General features: G+C 57.4%; 12 protein-coding genes and 3 tRNA genes. 8 read left to right on the top strand and 7 right to left on the bottom strand.

Annotation, left to right across the window (positions count from 1 at the left end; translation table 11 throughout):
* The first annotated feature begins 112 nt into the window (after positions 1 to 112).
* Positions 113 to 697 carry a L,D-transpeptidase gene (locus ACRZ95_RS00205; RefSeq protein WP_170676142.1) on the top strand — a complete coding sequence of 195 codons (585 nt, stop codon included), beginning with the start codon at positions 113 to 115 and terminating at the stop codon, positions 695 to 697.
* A gap of 71 nt (positions 698 to 768) precedes the next feature.
* On the opposite strand, the gene ACRZ95_RS00200 is transcribed toward ACRZ95_RS00205, so the two are convergent.
* Entirely contained in the window at positions 769 to 1245 is a 477-nt protein-coding gene (locus ACRZ95_RS00200; protein WP_170373597.1) for a fasciclin domain-containing protein, read from the bottom strand.
* 71 nt (positions 1246 to 1316) lie between these two features.
* Positions 1317 to 2168, bottom strand: a complete 852-nt coding sequence (locus ACRZ95_RS00195) for a class I SAM-dependent methyltransferase (RefSeq protein WP_170675974.1) — start codon at positions 2166 to 2168, stop codon at positions 1317 to 1319.
* A gap of 139 nt (positions 2169 to 2307) precedes the next feature.
* Between ACRZ95_RS00195 and ACRZ95_RS00190 the strand changes: the two genes are divergently transcribed.
* The 4 genes from ACRZ95_RS00190 (at position 2308) to mmsB (ending at position 6596) form a co-directional block, all read left to right on the top strand.
* Complete coding sequence (locus ACRZ95_RS00190) at positions 2308 to 3423, top strand: carboxylate-amine ligase (protein WP_170675973.1); 1116 nt, start codon at positions 2308 to 2310, stop codon at positions 3421 to 3423.
* 106 nt (positions 3424 to 3529) lie between these two features.
* Positions 3530 to 4672, top strand: a complete 1143-nt coding sequence (locus tag ACRZ95_RS00185; protein ID WP_170675972.1) for an acyl-CoA dehydrogenase family protein — start codon at positions 3530 to 3532, stop codon at positions 4670 to 4672.
* A 7-nt stretch (positions 4673 to 4679) separates the two neighbouring features.
* The gene (locus ACRZ95_RS00180) at positions 4680 to 5720 is read left to right on the top strand and encodes an enoyl-CoA hydratase/isomerase family protein (protein ID WP_480554356.1); all 1041 of its coding nucleotides are present in this window, start codon (positions 4680 to 4682) and stop codon (positions 5718 to 5720) included.
* A 3-nt stretch (positions 5721 to 5723) separates the two neighbouring features.
* Positions 5724 to 6596 (top strand): 3-hydroxyisobutyrate dehydrogenase, encoded by an 873-nt coding sequence (mmsB, locus tag ACRZ95_RS00175; RefSeq protein WP_480554354.1) that lies wholly within the window; start codon positions 5724 to 5726, stop codon positions 6594 to 6596.
* 81 nt (positions 6597 to 6677) lie between these two features.
* On the opposite strand, the gene uvrA is transcribed toward mmsB, so the two are convergent.
* The 3 genes from uvrA to ACRZ95_RS00160 form a co-directional block, all read right to left on the bottom strand.
* Positions 6678 to 9536 carry an excinuclease ABC subunit UvrA gene (gene uvrA / locus ACRZ95_RS00170; protein WP_170675971.1) on the bottom strand — a complete coding sequence of 953 codons (2859 nt, stop codon included), beginning with the start codon at positions 9534 to 9536 and terminating at the stop codon, positions 6678 to 6680.
* A 175-nt stretch (positions 9537 to 9711) separates the two neighbouring features.
* Positions 9712 to 9788: transfer RNA gene (locus ACRZ95_RS00165), tRNA-Asp, on the bottom strand.
* A gap of 45 nt (positions 9789 to 9833) precedes the next feature.
* Positions 9834 to 9910: transfer RNA gene (locus tag ACRZ95_RS00160), tRNA-Asp, on the bottom strand.
* A gap of 289 nt (positions 9911 to 10199) precedes the next feature.
* On the opposite strand from ACRZ95_RS00160, the gene ACRZ95_RS00155 reads away from it, so the two are divergent.
* From ACRZ95_RS00155 to ACRZ95_RS00145, 3 genes are all read left to right on the top strand, one after another.
* Positions 10200 to 10919, top strand: a complete 720-nt coding sequence (locus ACRZ95_RS00155) for a porin (RefSeq protein ID WP_170675970.1) — start codon at positions 10200 to 10202, stop codon at positions 10917 to 10919.
* Positions 10920 to 11010: 91 nt separating this feature from the next.
* A tRNA-Val gene (locus ACRZ95_RS00150) sits at positions 11011 to 11085 on the top strand.
* Between the two features lie 89 nt (positions 11086 to 11174).
* Positions 11175 to 12761 (top strand): APC family permease, encoded by a 1587-nt coding sequence (locus tag ACRZ95_RS00145; RefSeq protein WP_170675969.1) that lies wholly within the window; start codon positions 11175 to 11177, stop codon positions 12759 to 12761.
* A 39-nt stretch (positions 12762 to 12800) separates the two neighbouring features.
* Here ACRZ95_RS00145 and lon read toward each other — a convergent pair whose 3' ends face one another.
* Both lon and tgt read right to left on the bottom strand, forming a co-directional pair.
* A complete protein-coding gene (gene lon, locus ACRZ95_RS00140) occupies positions 12801 to 15209 on the bottom strand; it encodes an endopeptidase La (protein ID WP_170675968.1) in 2409 nt (802 codons plus the stop codon).
* A 203-nt stretch (positions 15210 to 15412) separates the two neighbouring features.
* A complete protein-coding gene (gene tgt / locus ACRZ95_RS00135; RefSeq protein ID WP_170675967.1) occupies positions 15413 to 16543 on the bottom strand; it encodes a tRNA guanosine(34) transglycosylase Tgt in 1131 nt (376 codons plus the stop codon).
* Positions 16544 to 16568 lie beyond the last annotated feature (25 nt).

Raw genomic sequence — 16568 nt, 5'->3', positions numbered from 1 at the left:
CGATAAATTCAAACTGTAGAGGCTGGCTATTTGCGAGCCTGGCAAATATTTTCGGCGCAACTATATTTTCGAGCAGATAGAACCTCCGGAGGTCGCCTTGTCCAAATCCAACATGACTCGCCGTTCGGCCCTTTTGGGGGCTGCATCCGTTCTGGCCACACCTGCCATCGTCCGCGCGCAAAGTTCCGATGCGTTCCCGCAAAGCGAAGACGCGATCAGCACGCAACTGCCGGTACGCCGAAATGTCTCGTCCTTCTCGCAGCAGAACTGGCAAGACCATTTTGATCAGCTGGGTGCGGGCTGCCTGCTGGCCGACATCACCAGCCGCGCGGTTCACTATTGGGGACCGGACGGGACGTATAAACTGTATCCCAGCTCGGTTCCGATGAGTGAAGAGCTGACCAGACGCGGTTACACCAAGGTTGTCCGCAAAGCCGAAAACCCGACATGGACACCGACCGCCTCAATGCGGGAACGCGATCCGTCATTGCCTGTTCGGATGGAGGGTGGTGACCCCGGCAACCCGCTGGGCACGCGCGCGATGTATCTGGGCTGGCCAGCTTATCTGGTCCATGGAACCCACGACACCCGCAAGATCGGACGGCAGAGTTCCTCCGGCTGTATCGGCCTTTACAACCAACATGTGGAAGAGCTGTACCCGCTGGTCCAAATCGGTACGCAGGTACGTTTGGTCTGAGGTTCAAAACCGAGGAACAGCAAAGCCCCGGCCATCAGGACCGGGGCTTTTTGTTTGGCGGGGTGCCAAAGTTATTCAGGCAGAATAACCTCATCGACCACATGGATAACGCCATTGCTAGCTTCGATGTCGGCCTGCACCACATCAGCGCCATTCACGCGGACGCCATTTTTAGCGTTGACGCTCAGGCGATCGCCCTGAACGGTCAGAACCTTCGCGCGCTTGCCAGCGATATCACCCGACATCACTTTGGCAGGCACAACGTGGTAGGTCAGAATCTCAACCAGTTTGTCCTTGTTTTCCGGCAGCAGCAGGCTTTCCACCGTGCCTTCGGGCAGTGCAGCAAAGGCCTCATCCGTCGGAGCGAATACGGTGAACGGGCCGTTGCCCTTCAAAGTGTCGACCAGACCGGCGGCCTGAACGGCTGCGACCAGTGTGGTGAACGATCCCGCAGATACGGCGGTGTCAACGATGTCAGCAGCCTGAGCCTTGATCGGCATGGCAAGTGCAACGGCGGCGGCAGCGCCCATCAATGTGCGACGAAACATGGCTGTCTTCTCCTCTCCAGCTTGTTATGGAAAGGTTTACGGCGCATGTTTCACACCGGATCACTTTAGGATCACTGTTCTTTGATCTGCACCCAGATACTCTGCGCCCGGCCATCGTTCAAAAACGGTAGCGCGTCACACGCATCGGGGCGGTCCTGTTGCAGATAGTACCCCGGCCAAAGCATTGAAAACGCTCCAGATTGCAGAAGGGCGTGCAACATGTACTGCTCACCCCAACCTGGACAGTCGTAGAAAAAACGCTTGGGATATTCGTAAGGTAAAAAAACATCATGCACGTGAATGACAACGCCCGGTTTTAGCGTCGGAATGATGCGGCAGAAGAGATGCGCGACGTCATTGCTCATCCTAACAACATGGCTGGAATCGATGAACAGAACGTCCCCCGCCTCAAGCTTTTCGAACAGAGCCGGATCTACCTCCTCAAGCCTTTTTTGTTCGAACGCATCGACCGCATGCGCGATATCTGCGCGCGGGTACGGGTCGATGGCTGTGATCTGCGTGTCCAACCCTCCGTCAAGAATGGCTTGCCGTGTCACGCGGGTTGAGTTGCCGCAACCAACCTCGATCACGCGTTTCGGTTTGAACCTGCGGATCATCAAATACAGAGCGTCAGCATCGGGGCTATCATAGTAGCCATTGCCCAGCTGGTATCCCGTCTGGTTCCGGGCTGGGTCCTTCAGGGCCTCCAGCGCCTCCTTGTACTGGCCGTATTCGGCGACCAGTTCTGCGATGTCGAAGCCTTCCATCCCTGGTGAAAGCGCGTAAGCGGGGCGCTCCAGCCCGCCTGCCCGCTCGAACGCCTTCAGCCGGGCGCGTTCGTCCTGTTCGGTCACCTTGTCGACCAGCTTCACCCCTAGCTCATCAAGGGCTGCGTTGATCTGCGGGAATTTTCTGGGTTTCACGAGGCCTGCTCCGTTATCGCATTGCTAACCGTTCCTTAGCGCCGCTTGCGGTCGCTCCGCAAGCGGCGCAGCGGCAAACCCTTGGCAAAACGTTGATTTACGTATTCACTGATTGCATTGGAAAACGGCAGGTAGGCCCATGCAACAAGATTTCACGATCGGCATTGAAGAAGAATACCTGCTGGTCGACCGCGACAGCCTGCACCTGGCCGAGGCCCCCGCCGCATTGATGGAAGCCTGTCAGGCCGATTTCGAAGGGCAGGTAAGCCCTGAATTCCTGCAGTGTCAGATCGAAGTTGGTACCCGTCCACACACGACCGTCAAAAGCGCGCGCGAAGATCTCAGGCGTCTGCGCTCTTGTGTTTCAAAGCGGGCCGCCGAGTATAACCTCAGCCCGATCGCCGTGTCCTGCCATCCGTTTGCAGATTGGAAAAAACAGCACCACACACGGAAAGAGCGTTACGACGCGCTGCAACACGCTTTGGGCGGCGTTGCACGGCGGATGCTGATTTGCGGGATGCATGTGCATGTGGGGGTCGAGGACCCGGCCCTACGCGCAGACCTGATGCCGCAACTCAGTTACTTCCTACCCCATCTGCTGGCGCTTTCGGCGTCCTCCCCGTTCTGGAATGGCGAGGATACGGGGCTTTCCTCCTATCGCCTGACCGTGTTCGACAATCTACCGCGTACGGGATTGCCGCCGGTCTACAACAGTTGGAGCGAATACGAACGCACAACCGGCGTCCTGGTCGAACTGGGCGTGATCGAAGACACCTCGAAAATATGGTGGGATCTGCGCCCCTCACATCGGTTCCCGACGCTGGAAACCCGGATTATGGACGTCCAGCCGCGGCTTGAGCACACCTTATCTCTGGCCGCCCTCGTGCAGGCGCTGACCCGTATGCTGTGTCGCCTCAAGGCCCGCAATCTGCGCTGGCGACAGTATGACCGCTTCCTGATCGGTGAAAACCGCTGGCGTGCGCAACGCTATGGGGTCGGCGAAGGGCTGATTGATTTTGGGGATCGGTCGATCAAACCCATGGCCGAGCTGATCGGCGAACTCATGGGAATGTTGGCTGAAGATGCTGAGGCGTTGGGGACCATGACCGAACTCGCCCGCCTGCGTCAGATTGCCGAGACAGGCACCTCGGCCACCCGCCAACGGCGCGTCCATGCCGAAGCTGTCGCGAAGGGCGAAGACCCAGGCCAAGCCGTTGTCCGCCATCTGATCGAAGAGTTTCACGCGGACCTCTAGCGAACTTTACACTCAAACAGCTCTCAGGATTGCTCATCCTGAAATAGTTCTGTAACGATTGCGAAATAAACAATCGTTCAATTCTTTGCCTGTGGGAGGGTGCGCAATGGATTTCGGGCTGACCGAGGAACAAACGGCCATTTTCGATATGGCCTATGGATTTGGGCAGGACAACATCGCCCCATTCGCCCGCCAGTGGGAGGCCGAAGGCACAATCCCCAAAGAGCTTTGGCCGCGCATCGGAGAGCTTGGCTTTGGCGCGCTCTACGTCTCGGAAGACAGCGGCGGGGCCGACCTCAGCCGTTTGGACGCCACCCTCGTGTTCGAGGCGCTGTCCATGGCCTGCCCTTCTGTTGCGGCGTTCCTGTCGATCCACAATATGTGCGCCAAGATGCTGGACAGTTTCGCCAGTGATGAGCTGAAATCACAGGTCATGCCCGATGTGCTGAGCCTGAATACAGTGCTGAGCTATTGCCTGACCGAACCCGGCTCCGGCTCGGACGCCGCCGCGTTGAAGACGCGGGCTGAGCGCACGAACGAGGGCTACACTCTGAACGGCACAAAGGCCTTTATCTCAGGTGGTGGGTATTCGGATGCATATGTCTGCATGGTCCGCACGGGCACGGAAGGTCCAAAAGGAATCTCGACCGTCTATGTCGAAGACGGCACACCTGGCCTCAGCTTTGGAGCGCTGGAACAGAAAATGGGCTGGAAAAGCCAACCCACAGCGCAGGTCCAGTTCGACGATTGCAACATCCCAGCGGGCAATCTGGTTGGAACCGAAGGGGACGGCTTCAAATACGCCATGATGGGCCTTGATGGAGGACGTCTGAACATCGCCTCCTGCTCCCTAGGCGCAGCGCAGGCCGGGTTGGACATGACCCTGCAATATATGTCGGAACGGAAGGCATTCGGGCAATCCATCGACCAGTTCCAGGCTCTGCAATTCCGCCTGGCCGATATGGAGATCGAATTGCAGGCCGCGCGCACCTTCCTGCGGCAGGCCGCCTGGAAACTGGATCAAGGCGCGCCGGATGCGTCGAAATTCTGCGCAATGGCGAAGAAATTCGTGACCGAGACCGGCTCAAATGTCGTGGATCAATGCCTGCAACTTCATGGCGGCTACGGATATCTTGCCGACTATGGCATCGAAAAGCTTGTGCGCGACCTGCGGGTGCATCAGATACTCGAAGGCACAAACGAAATCATGCGCGTGATCGTGGCGCGCCACCTGCTGGCCGGAACCTGAGGGGATCATGCCTGACATCGACATTCGCACGACCGGTCGCGCCGGGCGCATCACCCTGACCCGCCCAAAGGCTTTGAACGCCCTAAGCTATGAGATGTGCATGGCCATCGACACCGCGCTGCGCAACTGGCGCGAAGACGACGAGGTCGACCTGATCATCATCGACGCCGAGGGCGACAAAGCCTTTTGCGCAGGCGGCGACATTGCCAAACTATATGAAACTGGACTTGCAGGGGATTTCTCACAAGGGCAAACCTTCTGGCGCGATGAATACCGCCTGAATGCGCTGATCTTCGCGTACCCCAAACCCATCATCAGCTTTCTGCAGGGTTTCACAATGGGCGGCGGTGTCGGCATCGGCTGCCACGGAACCCATCGCGTGGTCGGAGAGACCTCGAAAATTTCAATGCCGGAATGCGCGATCGGACTGGTTCCGGATGTCGGCGGCTCGTTGATGTTGGCATTGGCGCCTGGGCGGCTTGGCGAATACCTGGGCCTCACCGCATTCCGGATGGGACCGGCGGATGCCATTTACGCCGGTTTCGCAGATCACTTTATCCCTCAGGCCACCTGGCCGGACCTGATCGAATTACTCGAAGCTTCGGGCAATGCCGAGCTTGTCGCCGATCACGCCCAACCCGCGCCCGACGGGAAACTGCAACAGATGCAACCCGAGATCGACCAGCATTTTGCAGGCGAAACGCTCGAGGATATCCTCATCACCCTTCGCTCAGAAGAGACTGATTTCCCGTCGAAAGCGCTGGACATGATGGGTCAGCATTCCCCGCTCTCCATGGCCTGCACGGTTGAGATGATCCACCGCCTGCGCGGCCCGTCCCTGACCATGCATCGTGCATTGGATATGGAGTACCGCTTCACCTATCGCGCCCTGGAACACGGAGATCTCATGGAAGGTATCCGCGCGCTGATCATCGACAAAGATCGTAGCCCAAGCTGGCAGTACCCGGATATGAAAGTACCCGCTGTTGCGGTGTCGAAAATGCTGCAACCGCTTGGCGCAAACGCACTGACTTTTCAGGAGGATTAAGAGATGCAAATCGGTTTTATCGGCTTGGGCAATATGGGCGCACCGATGGCGGCCAACCTTGCGAAGGCCGGGCATCAGGTGACGGGTTTCGACACGGCGGGTGTAAGCGTTGATGGCGTGACGCAAGCGCAATCCGCAACACAGGCCGTCTCGGGTGCCGATGCCGTCATCACCATGCTGCCGAACGGCGACATCCTGCGCGCGGTTGCCAACCAGATCATCCCGGCCATGCAACAGGGCGCGGTGTTGATAGACTGTTCGACCGTCGATGTAGACAGCGCCCGAGCCGTGGCAGAGCAAGCCATCGCTGCGCATCTTCTGTCCGTGGACGCGCCAGTTTCCGGCGGAATCGGAGGAGCCTCGGCCGGTACCCTGACCTTCATGGCTGGCGGATCATCCGACGCCTTTGCCAAAGCCGCCCCCCTGTTCGAAATCATGGGTCAAAAAGCCGTGCATTGCGGTGAGGCCGGTGCTGGACAGGCAGCAAAAATCTGCAACAACATGATCCTCGGCGTCACCATGATCGCAACCTGCGAGGCTTTCGCTCTGGCCGACAAACTGGGTCTGGACCGGCAAAAGATGTTCGACGTGGTCAGCACCTCCTCCGGCTATAGCTGGACCATGAACGCCTATTGCCCCGCTCCCGGCGTTGGCCCCACCAGCCCTGCTGACAATGACTATCAGCCGGGCTTCGCCGCCGAATTGATGTTGAAAGACCTGCGCCTCAGCCAGCAAGCTGCCGAAAGCGCCGATGCCGACACCCCGATGGGCCAAGCCGCTACTGCGCTCTATCAGCAGTTCGTTGAAACCGAAGGTGGTTTGGGCCAGGACTTCTCAGCCATGCTGCCCAGATTTGAAAAACGCAGCCGAGAATAAGGCACAAGGATCCTTCATTCATCTGGCTAAAAATATCCCGGAGCGCGAGGCAGAGCCTCGCAAAAAAAACCGTGTCGCAGCCTATTCAGCCGCGACACGGGTGCCTGAAAGCATTGGCTTGAGGTAACGCCCGGTGTGGCTCCGCTCGACCTCGGCCACCTCTTCCGGTGTCCCAGTCGCCACGATCTCACCACCGCCATCGCCACCTTCCGGGCCGATATCAATGATGTGGTCCGCGGTTTTCACGACGTCCAAATTGTGTTCGATCACGACAACCGTGTTCCCTTGATCGACCAGTTCATGGAGCACTTCCAACAACTTACGTACGTCTTCAAAATGCAGACCCGTCGTTGGCTCGTCCAGAATATACAGCGTCCGCCCGGTTGAACGTTTCGACAACTCCTTCGACAGTTTGACCCGCTGCGCCTCACCTCCGGACAGCGTAGTCGCCTGCTGACCGACCTTGATATAGCCAAGCCCAACACGCGCCAGAGCATCCATCTTATCGCGGATCGATGGCACGGCCTTAAAGAACTCCTGCGCGTCTTCGACTGTCATATCAAGCACATCGGCGATGGATTTGCCTTTGAATTTGATCTCCAGCGTCTCGCGATTGTACCGCGCGCCCTTGCAGGTCTCGCAGGTGACATAGACATCGGGTAGGAAGTGCATCTCGATCTTGATGACACCGTCGCCCTGACACGCCTCACATCGACCGCCCTTGACGTTGAAACTGAACCGCCCGGGCTTGTAGCCACGCGCTTTGGCCTCGGGCAATCCCGCGAACCAGTCGCGGATCGGCGTGAACGCCCCGGTGTAAGTCGCTGGATTCGAACGCGGAGTCCGCCCGATGGGACGCTGATCGATGTCGATGACTTTGTCCAGATGCTCCAAGCCTTTGATCGTCTCGCAGGGCGCAGGCGTCTGGCGCGCGCCGTTCAAGCGCATCGAGGCCGTTTTGAACAGCGTCTCAATCGTAAGCGTCGACTTGCCCCCACCCGAAACGCCGGTCACACAGACGAATTTGCCCAGAGGGAACTCGGCCGTCACGTTCTTGAGGTTGTTGCCCGTCGCTTTCACCACGGTCAGCTTTTTCTTGTTGCCCTTGCGCCGTTCGGCAGGCACCGCAATTTCTCGCGTACCAGCCAGATATTGCCCCGTGACCGAGGCCGCATCGGCTGTTATTTCGGCCGGCGTTCCCTTGCTGACCACCTGCCCACCGTGGACGCCCGCTCCGGGGCCGATGTCGAACACATAGTCGGCCTCACGTATGGCCTCTTCATCGTGTTCGACGACGATCACCGTATTGCCCTGATCTCGTAGGTTTTTCAGAGTGCCTAGCAGGCGATCATTGTCCCGTTGGTGTAGGCCGATTGACGGCTCGTCCAGAACATAGAGTACCCCGGTCAGACCCGATCCGATCTGGCTGGCGAGACGTATACGCTGGCTTTCACCACCGGACAGCGTGCCACTTGAACGCGACAGCGTAAGGTATTCCAAACCCACGTTATTCAGGAATCCGAGGCGTTCACGAATCTCCTTAAAAATCGCTCGTGCGATCTCGTTTTTCTGAACGCTCAGATGGTTCGGCGCGTCCTCGACCCAAGCCAGAGCCTCACGGATCGACATCTCGACTACCTGCCCAACGTGGAGGCCAGCGATCTTCACGGCCAAGGCTTCCGCGCGCAGACGGTAGCCTTCGCAGGTGCCGCAAGGACGGTTGTTCTGGTAGCGCTCAAACTCTTCTCGAATCCAGGCACTGTCGGTCTCACGGTATCGACGCTCCATATTCGGGATGACGCCTTCAAAATTGCGTGTCACCTGATAAACACGCCCACCCTCATCATAGCGGAACTGGATTTCCTCATCCCCAGAGCCGCGCAGAAACACCTGTTGCACCTTCTTGGGCAGGTCTTTCCACGGCGTGTTCTTGTCGAACTCATAGTGGCGCGCGATGGCTTCAATGGTTTGCAGGAAATACGGAGATTTGCCCTTTCGCCACGGTGCCAGGGCCCCGTCATACAGCTTCAGTGTCTGATCCGGCACGACAAGGCGTTCGTCAAAGAACAGCTCAACCCCCAGACCGTCGCAATCCGGGCAGGCCCCGAACGGAGCGTTGAAAGAAAACAGGCGTGGTTCGATTTCGGGAATCGTAAAGCCGCTGACCGGGCAGGCAAAGTTCTCACTGAAAGTAATCCGTTCGGGATCCCCTTCGCGCGGCGCAGTTTCCAGAATTGCGATGCCATCAGCCAAATCCAGAGCGGTGCGCAGGCTGTCTGCCAGTCGCGTCTCCATCCCCTCGCGAACGACGAGACGATCCACAACCACGTCGATATCGTGGCGGAATTTCTTGTCCAGCGTCGGCGGTTCATCCAGTTCATAGAACTCACCATCCACCTTTACGCGCTGGAAGCCCTGCTTGCGCAGTTCAAGAAACTCTTTCCTATATTCGCCCTTCCGGTCGCGCACGATGGGCGCTAGCAGGTAGCCGCGCGTACCCTCCTCCATCGTCATGATCCGGTCGACCATATCCTGCACTTGCTGTGCTTCGATCGGCAGACCAGTTGCAGGGCTGTAAGGTGTCCCCGCACGTGCAAACAGCAACCGCAGGTAGTCATAGATCTCGGTCACCGTTCCAACGGTCGAGCGCGGGTTCTTTGACGTGGTTTTCTGTTCGATCGAAATCGCCGGAGACAGACCGCTGATGTGATCCACATCCGGCTTTTCCATCATATCGAGGAATTGCCGCGCATAGGCCGAGAGGCTTTCGACATAACGGCGCTGACCTTCGGCATAGATCGTGTCAAAGGCCAACGAGGATTTACCCGAGCCAGACAGCCCGGTGATCACCACCAGCTGGTCGCGCGGGATATCCACGTCAATGCTCTTGAGGTTATGCTCGCGCGCGCCGCGCACCTCGATATTCTTCAGCTCAGCCATTCTGGCCCCCAACAAACACGTCCCTCAGAGATAGGCGAGCGGCGCTGAGTCTCCAACAGAAAAGTTAGAACAAACTGTGAACGCACCGATTATTGCCTACACATACTGACATCAGCCCGAAACAACGCCAGCCTCGCGTCAAATACCTATGATTTTCGAAACATTCGAGGGAAAATGGCGCGGTTGACGGGGCTCGAACCCGCGACCCCCGGCGTGACAGGCCGGTACTCTAACCAACTGAGCTACAACCGCGCATCTATTTTCGTGGCCTTTAAACTGGACCAAGTCTGGCAGCGATGGCGCGGTTGACGGGGCTCGAACCCGCGACCCCCGGCGTGACAGGCCGGTACTCTAACCAACTGAGCTACAACCGCCCGCTGCCCGTTCGTTGCTGAACGTTGGGGTGTATTATGGCTACGCTCGCGCATCGTCAAGCGGCGTTTTAAAGTTTTTTGCCAGAAGCCTGATTTTTGTTTGCAGCCGCTCCTCGGCCATCCTTCGAGGTGCGGCCCGTGCGTCCGCGCATTTGTGCCCCACCTGCAACAGCATATTGAAATCGCGCCAAACCCCTACTCATCCTTAACGATAAAAACTAACCAGACATTCATGCGCTTTAGTCTCATTTTGACCCGCGCCAACAAAAACACAATTCGGAGCAGCAACATGAAAAAAATCTTTGCTACCAGTGCATTGACCAGCCTTCTCCTGACCGGCACGGCATATGCCGTCGAGGTGACCGGCGGATATGTGGACCTGGGCTATTCTACCTTCACAGACAGCGATCTTGGCGACGTCTACAACCTTAACGGCGCGGGCGAGCTGGCATTTTCCCGTGCGTTCAGCCTGCAGCTGGATGCCGGCGCTTACCGGTTCGAGGATGAGGACTTTGACGGCACAAGCGTCACCTTGCACGCCAATCTGCATACACAAAACGCGTCATTCGGTGCTTTCTACGGGCAGGACCATATCGAAGACGAGACATTCCAATTCTACGGTGTTGAGGCCGGTTTCGGCGCAGGCCCTGCACAGATCGAAGGGTATCTGGGCTTTCAAGATCTGAAAAAATTCTCTGACGCAGATGGCGTGATCCTGGGCTTTTCGGCCGGAGGAGCCGTCACCGAGAAATGGACTGTGATCGGCAAATACGACTACGTAAACGATATTGAAGGTGCTTTGGACGTCAGCGCATTTTCGATTGGCGCGACCTATAATGTTGGCACCAACGCACAGGTCTACGGCGAATTCGGCGCAGCGCACCTATCCATCGGCAGCGCCAGCAGCACTGAACCGTTCCTAGGCGCAGGTGTCCGTATCAACCTGGGCAACGAACGCGGCACAACCTTCGGACGCCGTGGTGTTCTGGACAAACTGCCCGGCCTCTAAAGAACTTCCGACCCCGGCTAGCATACCGGCCGGGGTCCCGCCCCTATAAGTCTTGCAGCCGGGAATGAGCTGCGATAAGACGTCTGGCAATGGGTGATTAGCTCAGTGGTAGAGCGCTTCGTTCACATCGAAGATGTCAGGAGTTCAAATCTCTTATCACCCACCACCTCCTATTTTCCCATCTCCAGACAACGCTTGTCAGGTCAGAAGACGCATGCGTATCCTTGATATACGCCGTGTAAAGGGTTGACGCAGATGGCCAAATTGAAGCGTGATATTGGCCTACTGGGTCTGACCTTCATTTCCGTCGGCGGCATTATAGGCTCTGGATGGCTGTTCGGCCCGCTCTTGGCTGTGCAACACGCGGGACCAGCTGCGGTTCTGTCCTGGATCATTGGCGCGGTGGCCATGTTTGTTCTGGCCATCACCTTCGCCGAAATCTCGGCCATGCTGCCTATCCCGGGCGGAATCGCGCGGGTTCCCCAATTCTCTCATGGCAACATCGTCGCGATGGCAATGGGTTGGACGGCCTGGATCGGCTACAACACCACCGCGCCTATCGAGGTTGAGGCGATGTTGAAATACCTGGCCCCCTATGCGCCGTGGCTGCACACTGCTGAGACCGGAGATCTGACGAGCGCAGGCGTGCTGGTTGCTCTGTCCTTCATGCTGATATTCGTTGCCGTCAATGCCTTAGGCGTCAAATTCTTCACACGTGTCAACGCCACACTAACCTGGGCGAAAATAGCGATTCCGGTCGTTCTCTCAGCAATCTTGATCGCAAGCAGATTTGAGGTTCAGAACTTCAACCAACCCGACGGGTTCGCCCCATACGGACTGCAGGGCATCATGGCTGCGGTGTCGACTGGGGGCGTGATCTTTTCCTTCATCGGATTTCGTCACATCGTCGATATGGCCGGCGAGGTCCGCAACCCGAAATTCGCCATCCCAGCCGCGCTGGTCCTGTCGATTGTGATGTGTGCGGCCATATACCTTGCACTACAGATCGCATTCATCGGCGCACTTGATCCAACCTCGCTTGCACAAGGCTGGTCCAGTCTCAGCTTCGGCGGTGAAGGGCCGCTGGATGCGGTGATAATGTCTGTCGGTATTGTCTGGTTCCTAAGCGTATTGAATGTCGGCTCAGTCATAGGGCCGTTCGGCAACGGGCTTGTTGCAACAGGATCAAATGCTCGGATCGCCTTGGCCCTATCAAAGAACGGTTTTCTTCCTCATCGAATAATGCAGTTGTCTTCTTTTGGAATACCTCTCTGGGCGCTTTTGCTGAATTTCGGGATCGGAGTTTTGTTCCTGCTTTCGGTCCCGTTTACCACGGTCATCGCATTGAACGGGGCGGCAATTGTCTTGTCTTTCGCGGTAGGGCCGATCGCTGTCGTATGCCTTAGAAAGCTGATGCCAGATCACCCACGCTCGATCCGAATCCCCGCTGTCCGTTTCGTAGGCGCACTAGCCTTCGCCATAGCGACACTGATCGTTTATTGGAGCGGATGGGACACCGTCTGGCGCTTGGGCGTCGCGTTGATCATCGGAATGATCTTGTTGCTGATCCGCTTTCACAATCGCCTGGATGAAATGGACGTGGCCGAAGCGCGTTGGCTGATGCCCTATTTAGTCGGCATCGGTGTAATCTCAATATTTGGCCAGTTCGGAGAGGGTGCTCTAAAATTCATCCCGTTCGGCTGGGATATTCTGGTCTGCATTCTGTTCTCGACGGGGATATTCATGATCGCTGTCCGGTCGTCCTTGGCCGACGAAAAGTTTCAGAAATACATCGAAGAAGAGGAAATTTTGGACCCGAAACAACCAGTTATCGGGCTATAGAAAAAAGGCGGGGACCAGCCCCGCCTTTTTCTTTGTGTCTTAGTGCGCCGTTGCAGACGGCCCAGAGCTTTCAGCCGCTTTTGCTGCCGCAGCCGCCGCCTCTTCTGCGGCTTCGTCCCATTCGATGGGCTCGGGCTCCTCGACCAACGCCCGTTTCAGCACTTCCGAGACGTGTTTGACCGGGATGATCTCCAACCCTTCCTTCACGTTGTCCGGAATGTCGGCCAGATCCTTTTCGTTTTCTTCCGGGATCAGAACCGTCTTGATGCCACCGCGCAGAGCCGCCAGCAGTTTTTCCTTCAAACCACCGATCGGCATCGCATTCCCGCGCAGTGAGACCTCACCCGTCATGGCGATATCCTTGCGCACTGGAATGCCAGTCAGCACGGACACAATCGAAGTCACCATCGCCAAACCGGCCGACGGGCCATCCTTAGGCGTTGCGCCATCCGGCACGTGCACGTGGATATCGATTTTGTCGAACTGAGGCGGCTTCACCCCGATCTGAGGCGAAATCGACCGCACATAGGACGAGGCTGCGTCGATAGATTCCTTCATCACATCGCCCAGCTTACCGGTGGTCTTCATCCGCCCCTTGCCAGGCAGTTTCAGCGCCTCGATATGCAGAAGGTCTCCACCAACCGACGTCCATGCCAGACCAGTCACGACACCAACCTGATCATCCTGCTCAGCTAGCCCATATCGGAACTTCGGCACTCCCAAGAAATCATCAAGATTCTCAGGCGTCACGGTAACCGAGTCAGCCTCTTTCTTGATGATCTTGGTCAGCGACTTCCGCGCCACTTTGGCGATTTCACGTTCGAGGTTCCGCACGCCCGCCTCGCGGGTGTAAGTGCGGATGATCGACTGCAGAGCCTCATCGGTCAGTTCAAATTCCTTGGCTTTTAAGCCATGGTTCTTGACCTGCTTGCTGATCAGGTGCTGTTTGGCGATCTCGGATTTTTCCTCTTCGGTGTAACCGGCCAGCGGGATGATCTCCATCCGGTCCAGCAGAGGCCCAGGCATGTTGTAGCTGTTCGACGTGGTCAGGAACATCACGTTGGACAGGTCATATTCGACCTCAAGGTAGTGATCCATGAACGTGCTGTTCTGCTCTGGGTCCAACACCTCAAGCATCGCCGAAGCCGGGTCACCACGGAAATCCTGCCCCATCTTGTCGATTTCATCCAACAAGATCAGCGGGTTCGTGGTTTTCGCCTTTTTCAGCGCCTGAATGATCTTACCGGGCATTGAGCCAATGTAAGTCCGGCGGTGACCCCGAATTTCAGATTCGTCGCGCACACCACCCAGCGAGATGCGAATGAACTCACGCCCCGTGGCTTTGGCAACGGACTTACCCAGCGAGGTCTTACCCACACCCGGAGGACCAACAAGGCACAGGATCGGGCCTTTCAGCTTTTTCGAGCGCTGCTGAACCGCCAGATACTCAACGATCCGCTCTTTGACCTTCTCAAGCCCATAGTGATCGGCATCCAGAATGTCCTGCGCGCGGCCCAGGTCCTTTTTGACGCGGGATTTTGTGCCCCACGGCAGCGACAGGATCCAGTCCAGATAGTTGCGCACGACGGTGGCCTCAGCCGACATCGGGCTCATGTTGCGCAGCTTCTTCAGCTCGCCTTCAGCCTTTTCGCGCGCCTCTTTCGACAGCTTGGTCTCGTTGACCTTTTCTTCCAGCTCGGCGACTTCGTTCGAGCCGTCCTCGCCATCGCCAAGCTCCTTCTGAATGGCCTTCATCTGCTCATTCAGATAATACTCGCGCTGCGTCTTCTCCATCTGGGATTTGACGCGGGTCTTGATCTTTTTCTCGACCTGCAGAACCGACATTTCGCCCTGCATCAGGCCATAGACCTTCTCAAGCCGCTCGCTGACCGAGAGCGTCTCAAGCAGTTCCTGCTTTTGCTCGACTTCAATGCCCAGATGACCCGACACGAGGTCGGCCAGCTTGGCAGGCTCGGTCGTTTCTCCAACGGCAGCCAAAGCTTCCTCGGGGATGTTCTTACGAACCTTGGCGTAGCGCTCAAACTCGTCCGCGACGGTTCGCAGCAGCGCTTCGGTCGTGGTGACATCGCCAGGGATTTCGGTCAGATACTCGGCGCGGGCTTCGAAAAACTGATCGTTTTCAAGGAATTCCGTGATCTGCACACGCGCCTGTCCTTCGACCAGCACCTTGACTGTGCCATCGGGCAATTTCAGCAGTTGCAGGACATTGGCCAGAACGCCGGCCTGATAGATACCATCCACATCCGGATCATCGACACTCGGGTCTATCTGGCTAGATAACAGAATTTGCTTATCATCCTGCATCACCTCTTCCAGCGCGCGGACCGATTTGTCTCGGCCCACGAAGAGCGGCACGATCATGTGTGGGAACACCACAATATCGCGCAGCGGCAGGACGGGGTATGAGGAATTCAGAGGCTCTTGCATGCTCTATCCTTATCATTGGCAAGACGGCTCTGGTCCCTGCTTGAGGCAACCGCTGGCCGTCTCCTGTCTTGGATGGTTTAAGGTGGGGCTGTTACCGCCCTATTTCAACCTCACCATCGTGTCTCAATGCGCAGCATGACCAAAGGTTCTGCGGACCGCAAGGCGCGCCGGGAAGATATCCACCGAAATTGTGCCGGTGCCTGCTAAATCGGCTCAATATCGCCCTGAGCGCGTTGCGCATGGAAGTTGGCCTGCCAGGCCTCAAACGTTCCAGCGGCAATTGCGTCGCGCATACCCTGCATGATCTCTTGGAAGTAATGCAGGTTGTGCCAGGTCAACAGCATGCCCGAGATCATCTCGTTCGAACGGAACACGTGGTGCAGATAGGCGCGCGAGTAGTTCGAACAGGCCGGGCATGTGCACTCTTCATCCAGCGGGCGTGGATCATCAGCATGACGCGCGTTCTTGATGTTCACCACACCGTGCCGCGTGAACACCTGACCGGTGCGACCGGACCGGGAAGGCAAAACACAATCCATCATGTCCACTCCCCGCGACACGGCGCCTACGATATCATCCGGTTTTCCCACGCCCATCAGGTAGCGCGGCTTGTCAGTGGGCAGGAAATCTGGGGCAAAATCGAGGCAGTCAAACATCGCCTCCTGCCCCTCACCCACGGCCAGACCACCGATGGCGTAGCCTTCGAACCCGATCGCTTTCAACGCCTCGGCGCTTTCTTCGCGCAGGTCTTGCTCCAGCCCGCCTTGCATAATCCCGAACAGCGCGTGGCCGGGGCGATCCCCGAACGCATCGCGCGAGCACTGCGCCCATCGCATCGACAGCTGCATCGACTCGGCAATGCGTTTGCGGTCCGCAGGAAGCGAGGGGCATTCATCGAAACACATCACGATGTCCGACCCCAACAGACGCTGAATTTCCATCGACCGTTCCGGCGTCAGCTCATGCTTGGAGCCGTCGATATGGGATTTGAAGGTCACACCCTTTTCGGTCAGTTTGCGCAACCCTGCCAGAGACATGACCTGAAAACCGCCTGAGTCGGTCAGGATAGGACGTTCCCAATTCATGAACTTGTGCAGCCCGCCCAAACGGTCGATCCGCTCTGCCGTAGGGCGCAACATCAGGTGGTAGGTGTTGCCCAGCAGGATATCGGCCCCGGTGGCGCGCACACTTTCAGGCATCATCGCCTTGACCGTCGCTGCGGTGCCAACTGGCATGAAGGCAGGCGTGCGAACCTCGCCGCGTGGCGTGTTGATAACGCCGGTGCGGGCTTTGCCGTCGGTTGCTTTGAGGTCAAAGGAAAACTGCTGGGTCATGTCATCATCTCGGATCGCGGAACCG

This window comes from Ruegeria sp. AI3 (genome assembly GCF_056541245.1).
The sequence above is the reverse complement of the archived record's forward strand: the minus strand, read 5'-3'. Positions and strand labels throughout refer to the sequence as shown.

Bases quoted from the DNA above. Each gene is read 5' to 3' on its own strand.
- ACRZ95_RS00205 (WP_170676142.1), top strand. From the start codon at position 113: ATGACTCGCCGTTCGGCCCTTTTGGGGGCTGCATCCGTTCTGGCCACA.
- ACRZ95_RS00200 (WP_170373597.1), bottom strand. From the start codon at position 1,245: ATGTTTCGTCGCACATTGATGGGCGCTGCCGCCGCCGTTGCACTTGCC.
- ACRZ95_RS00190 (WP_170675973.1), top strand. From the start codon at position 2,308: ATGCAACAAGATTTCACGATCGGCATTGAAGAAGAATACCTGCTGGTC.
- ACRZ95_RS00185 (WP_170675972.1), top strand. From the start codon at position 3,530: ATGGATTTCGGGCTGACCGAGGAACAAACGGCCATTTTCGATATGGCC.
- ACRZ95_RS00180 (WP_480554356.1), top strand. From the start codon at position 4,680: ATGCCTGACATCGACATTCGCACGACCGGTCGCGCCGGGCGCATCACC.
- mmsB (WP_480554354.1), top strand. From the start codon at position 5,724: ATGCAAATCGGTTTTATCGGCTTGGGCAATATGGGCGCACCGATGGCG.
- uvrA (WP_170675971.1), bottom strand. From the start codon at position 9,536: ATGGCTGAGCTGAAGAATATCGAGGTGCGCGGCGCGCGCGAGCATAAC.
- ACRZ95_RS00155 (WP_170675970.1), top strand. From the start codon at position 10,200: ATGAAAAAAATCTTTGCTACCAGTGCATTGACCAGCCTTCTCCTGACC.
- ACRZ95_RS00145 (WP_170675969.1), top strand. From the start codon at position 11,175: ATGGCCAAATTGAAGCGTGATATTGGCCTACTGGGTCTGACCTTCATT.
- lon (WP_170675968.1), bottom strand. From the start codon at position 15,209: ATGCAAGAGCCTCTGAATTCCTCATACCCCGTCCTGCCGCTGCGCGAT.
- tgt (WP_170675967.1), bottom strand. From the start codon at position 16,543: ATGACCCAGCAGTTTTCCTTTGACCTCAAAGCAACCGACGGCAAAGCC.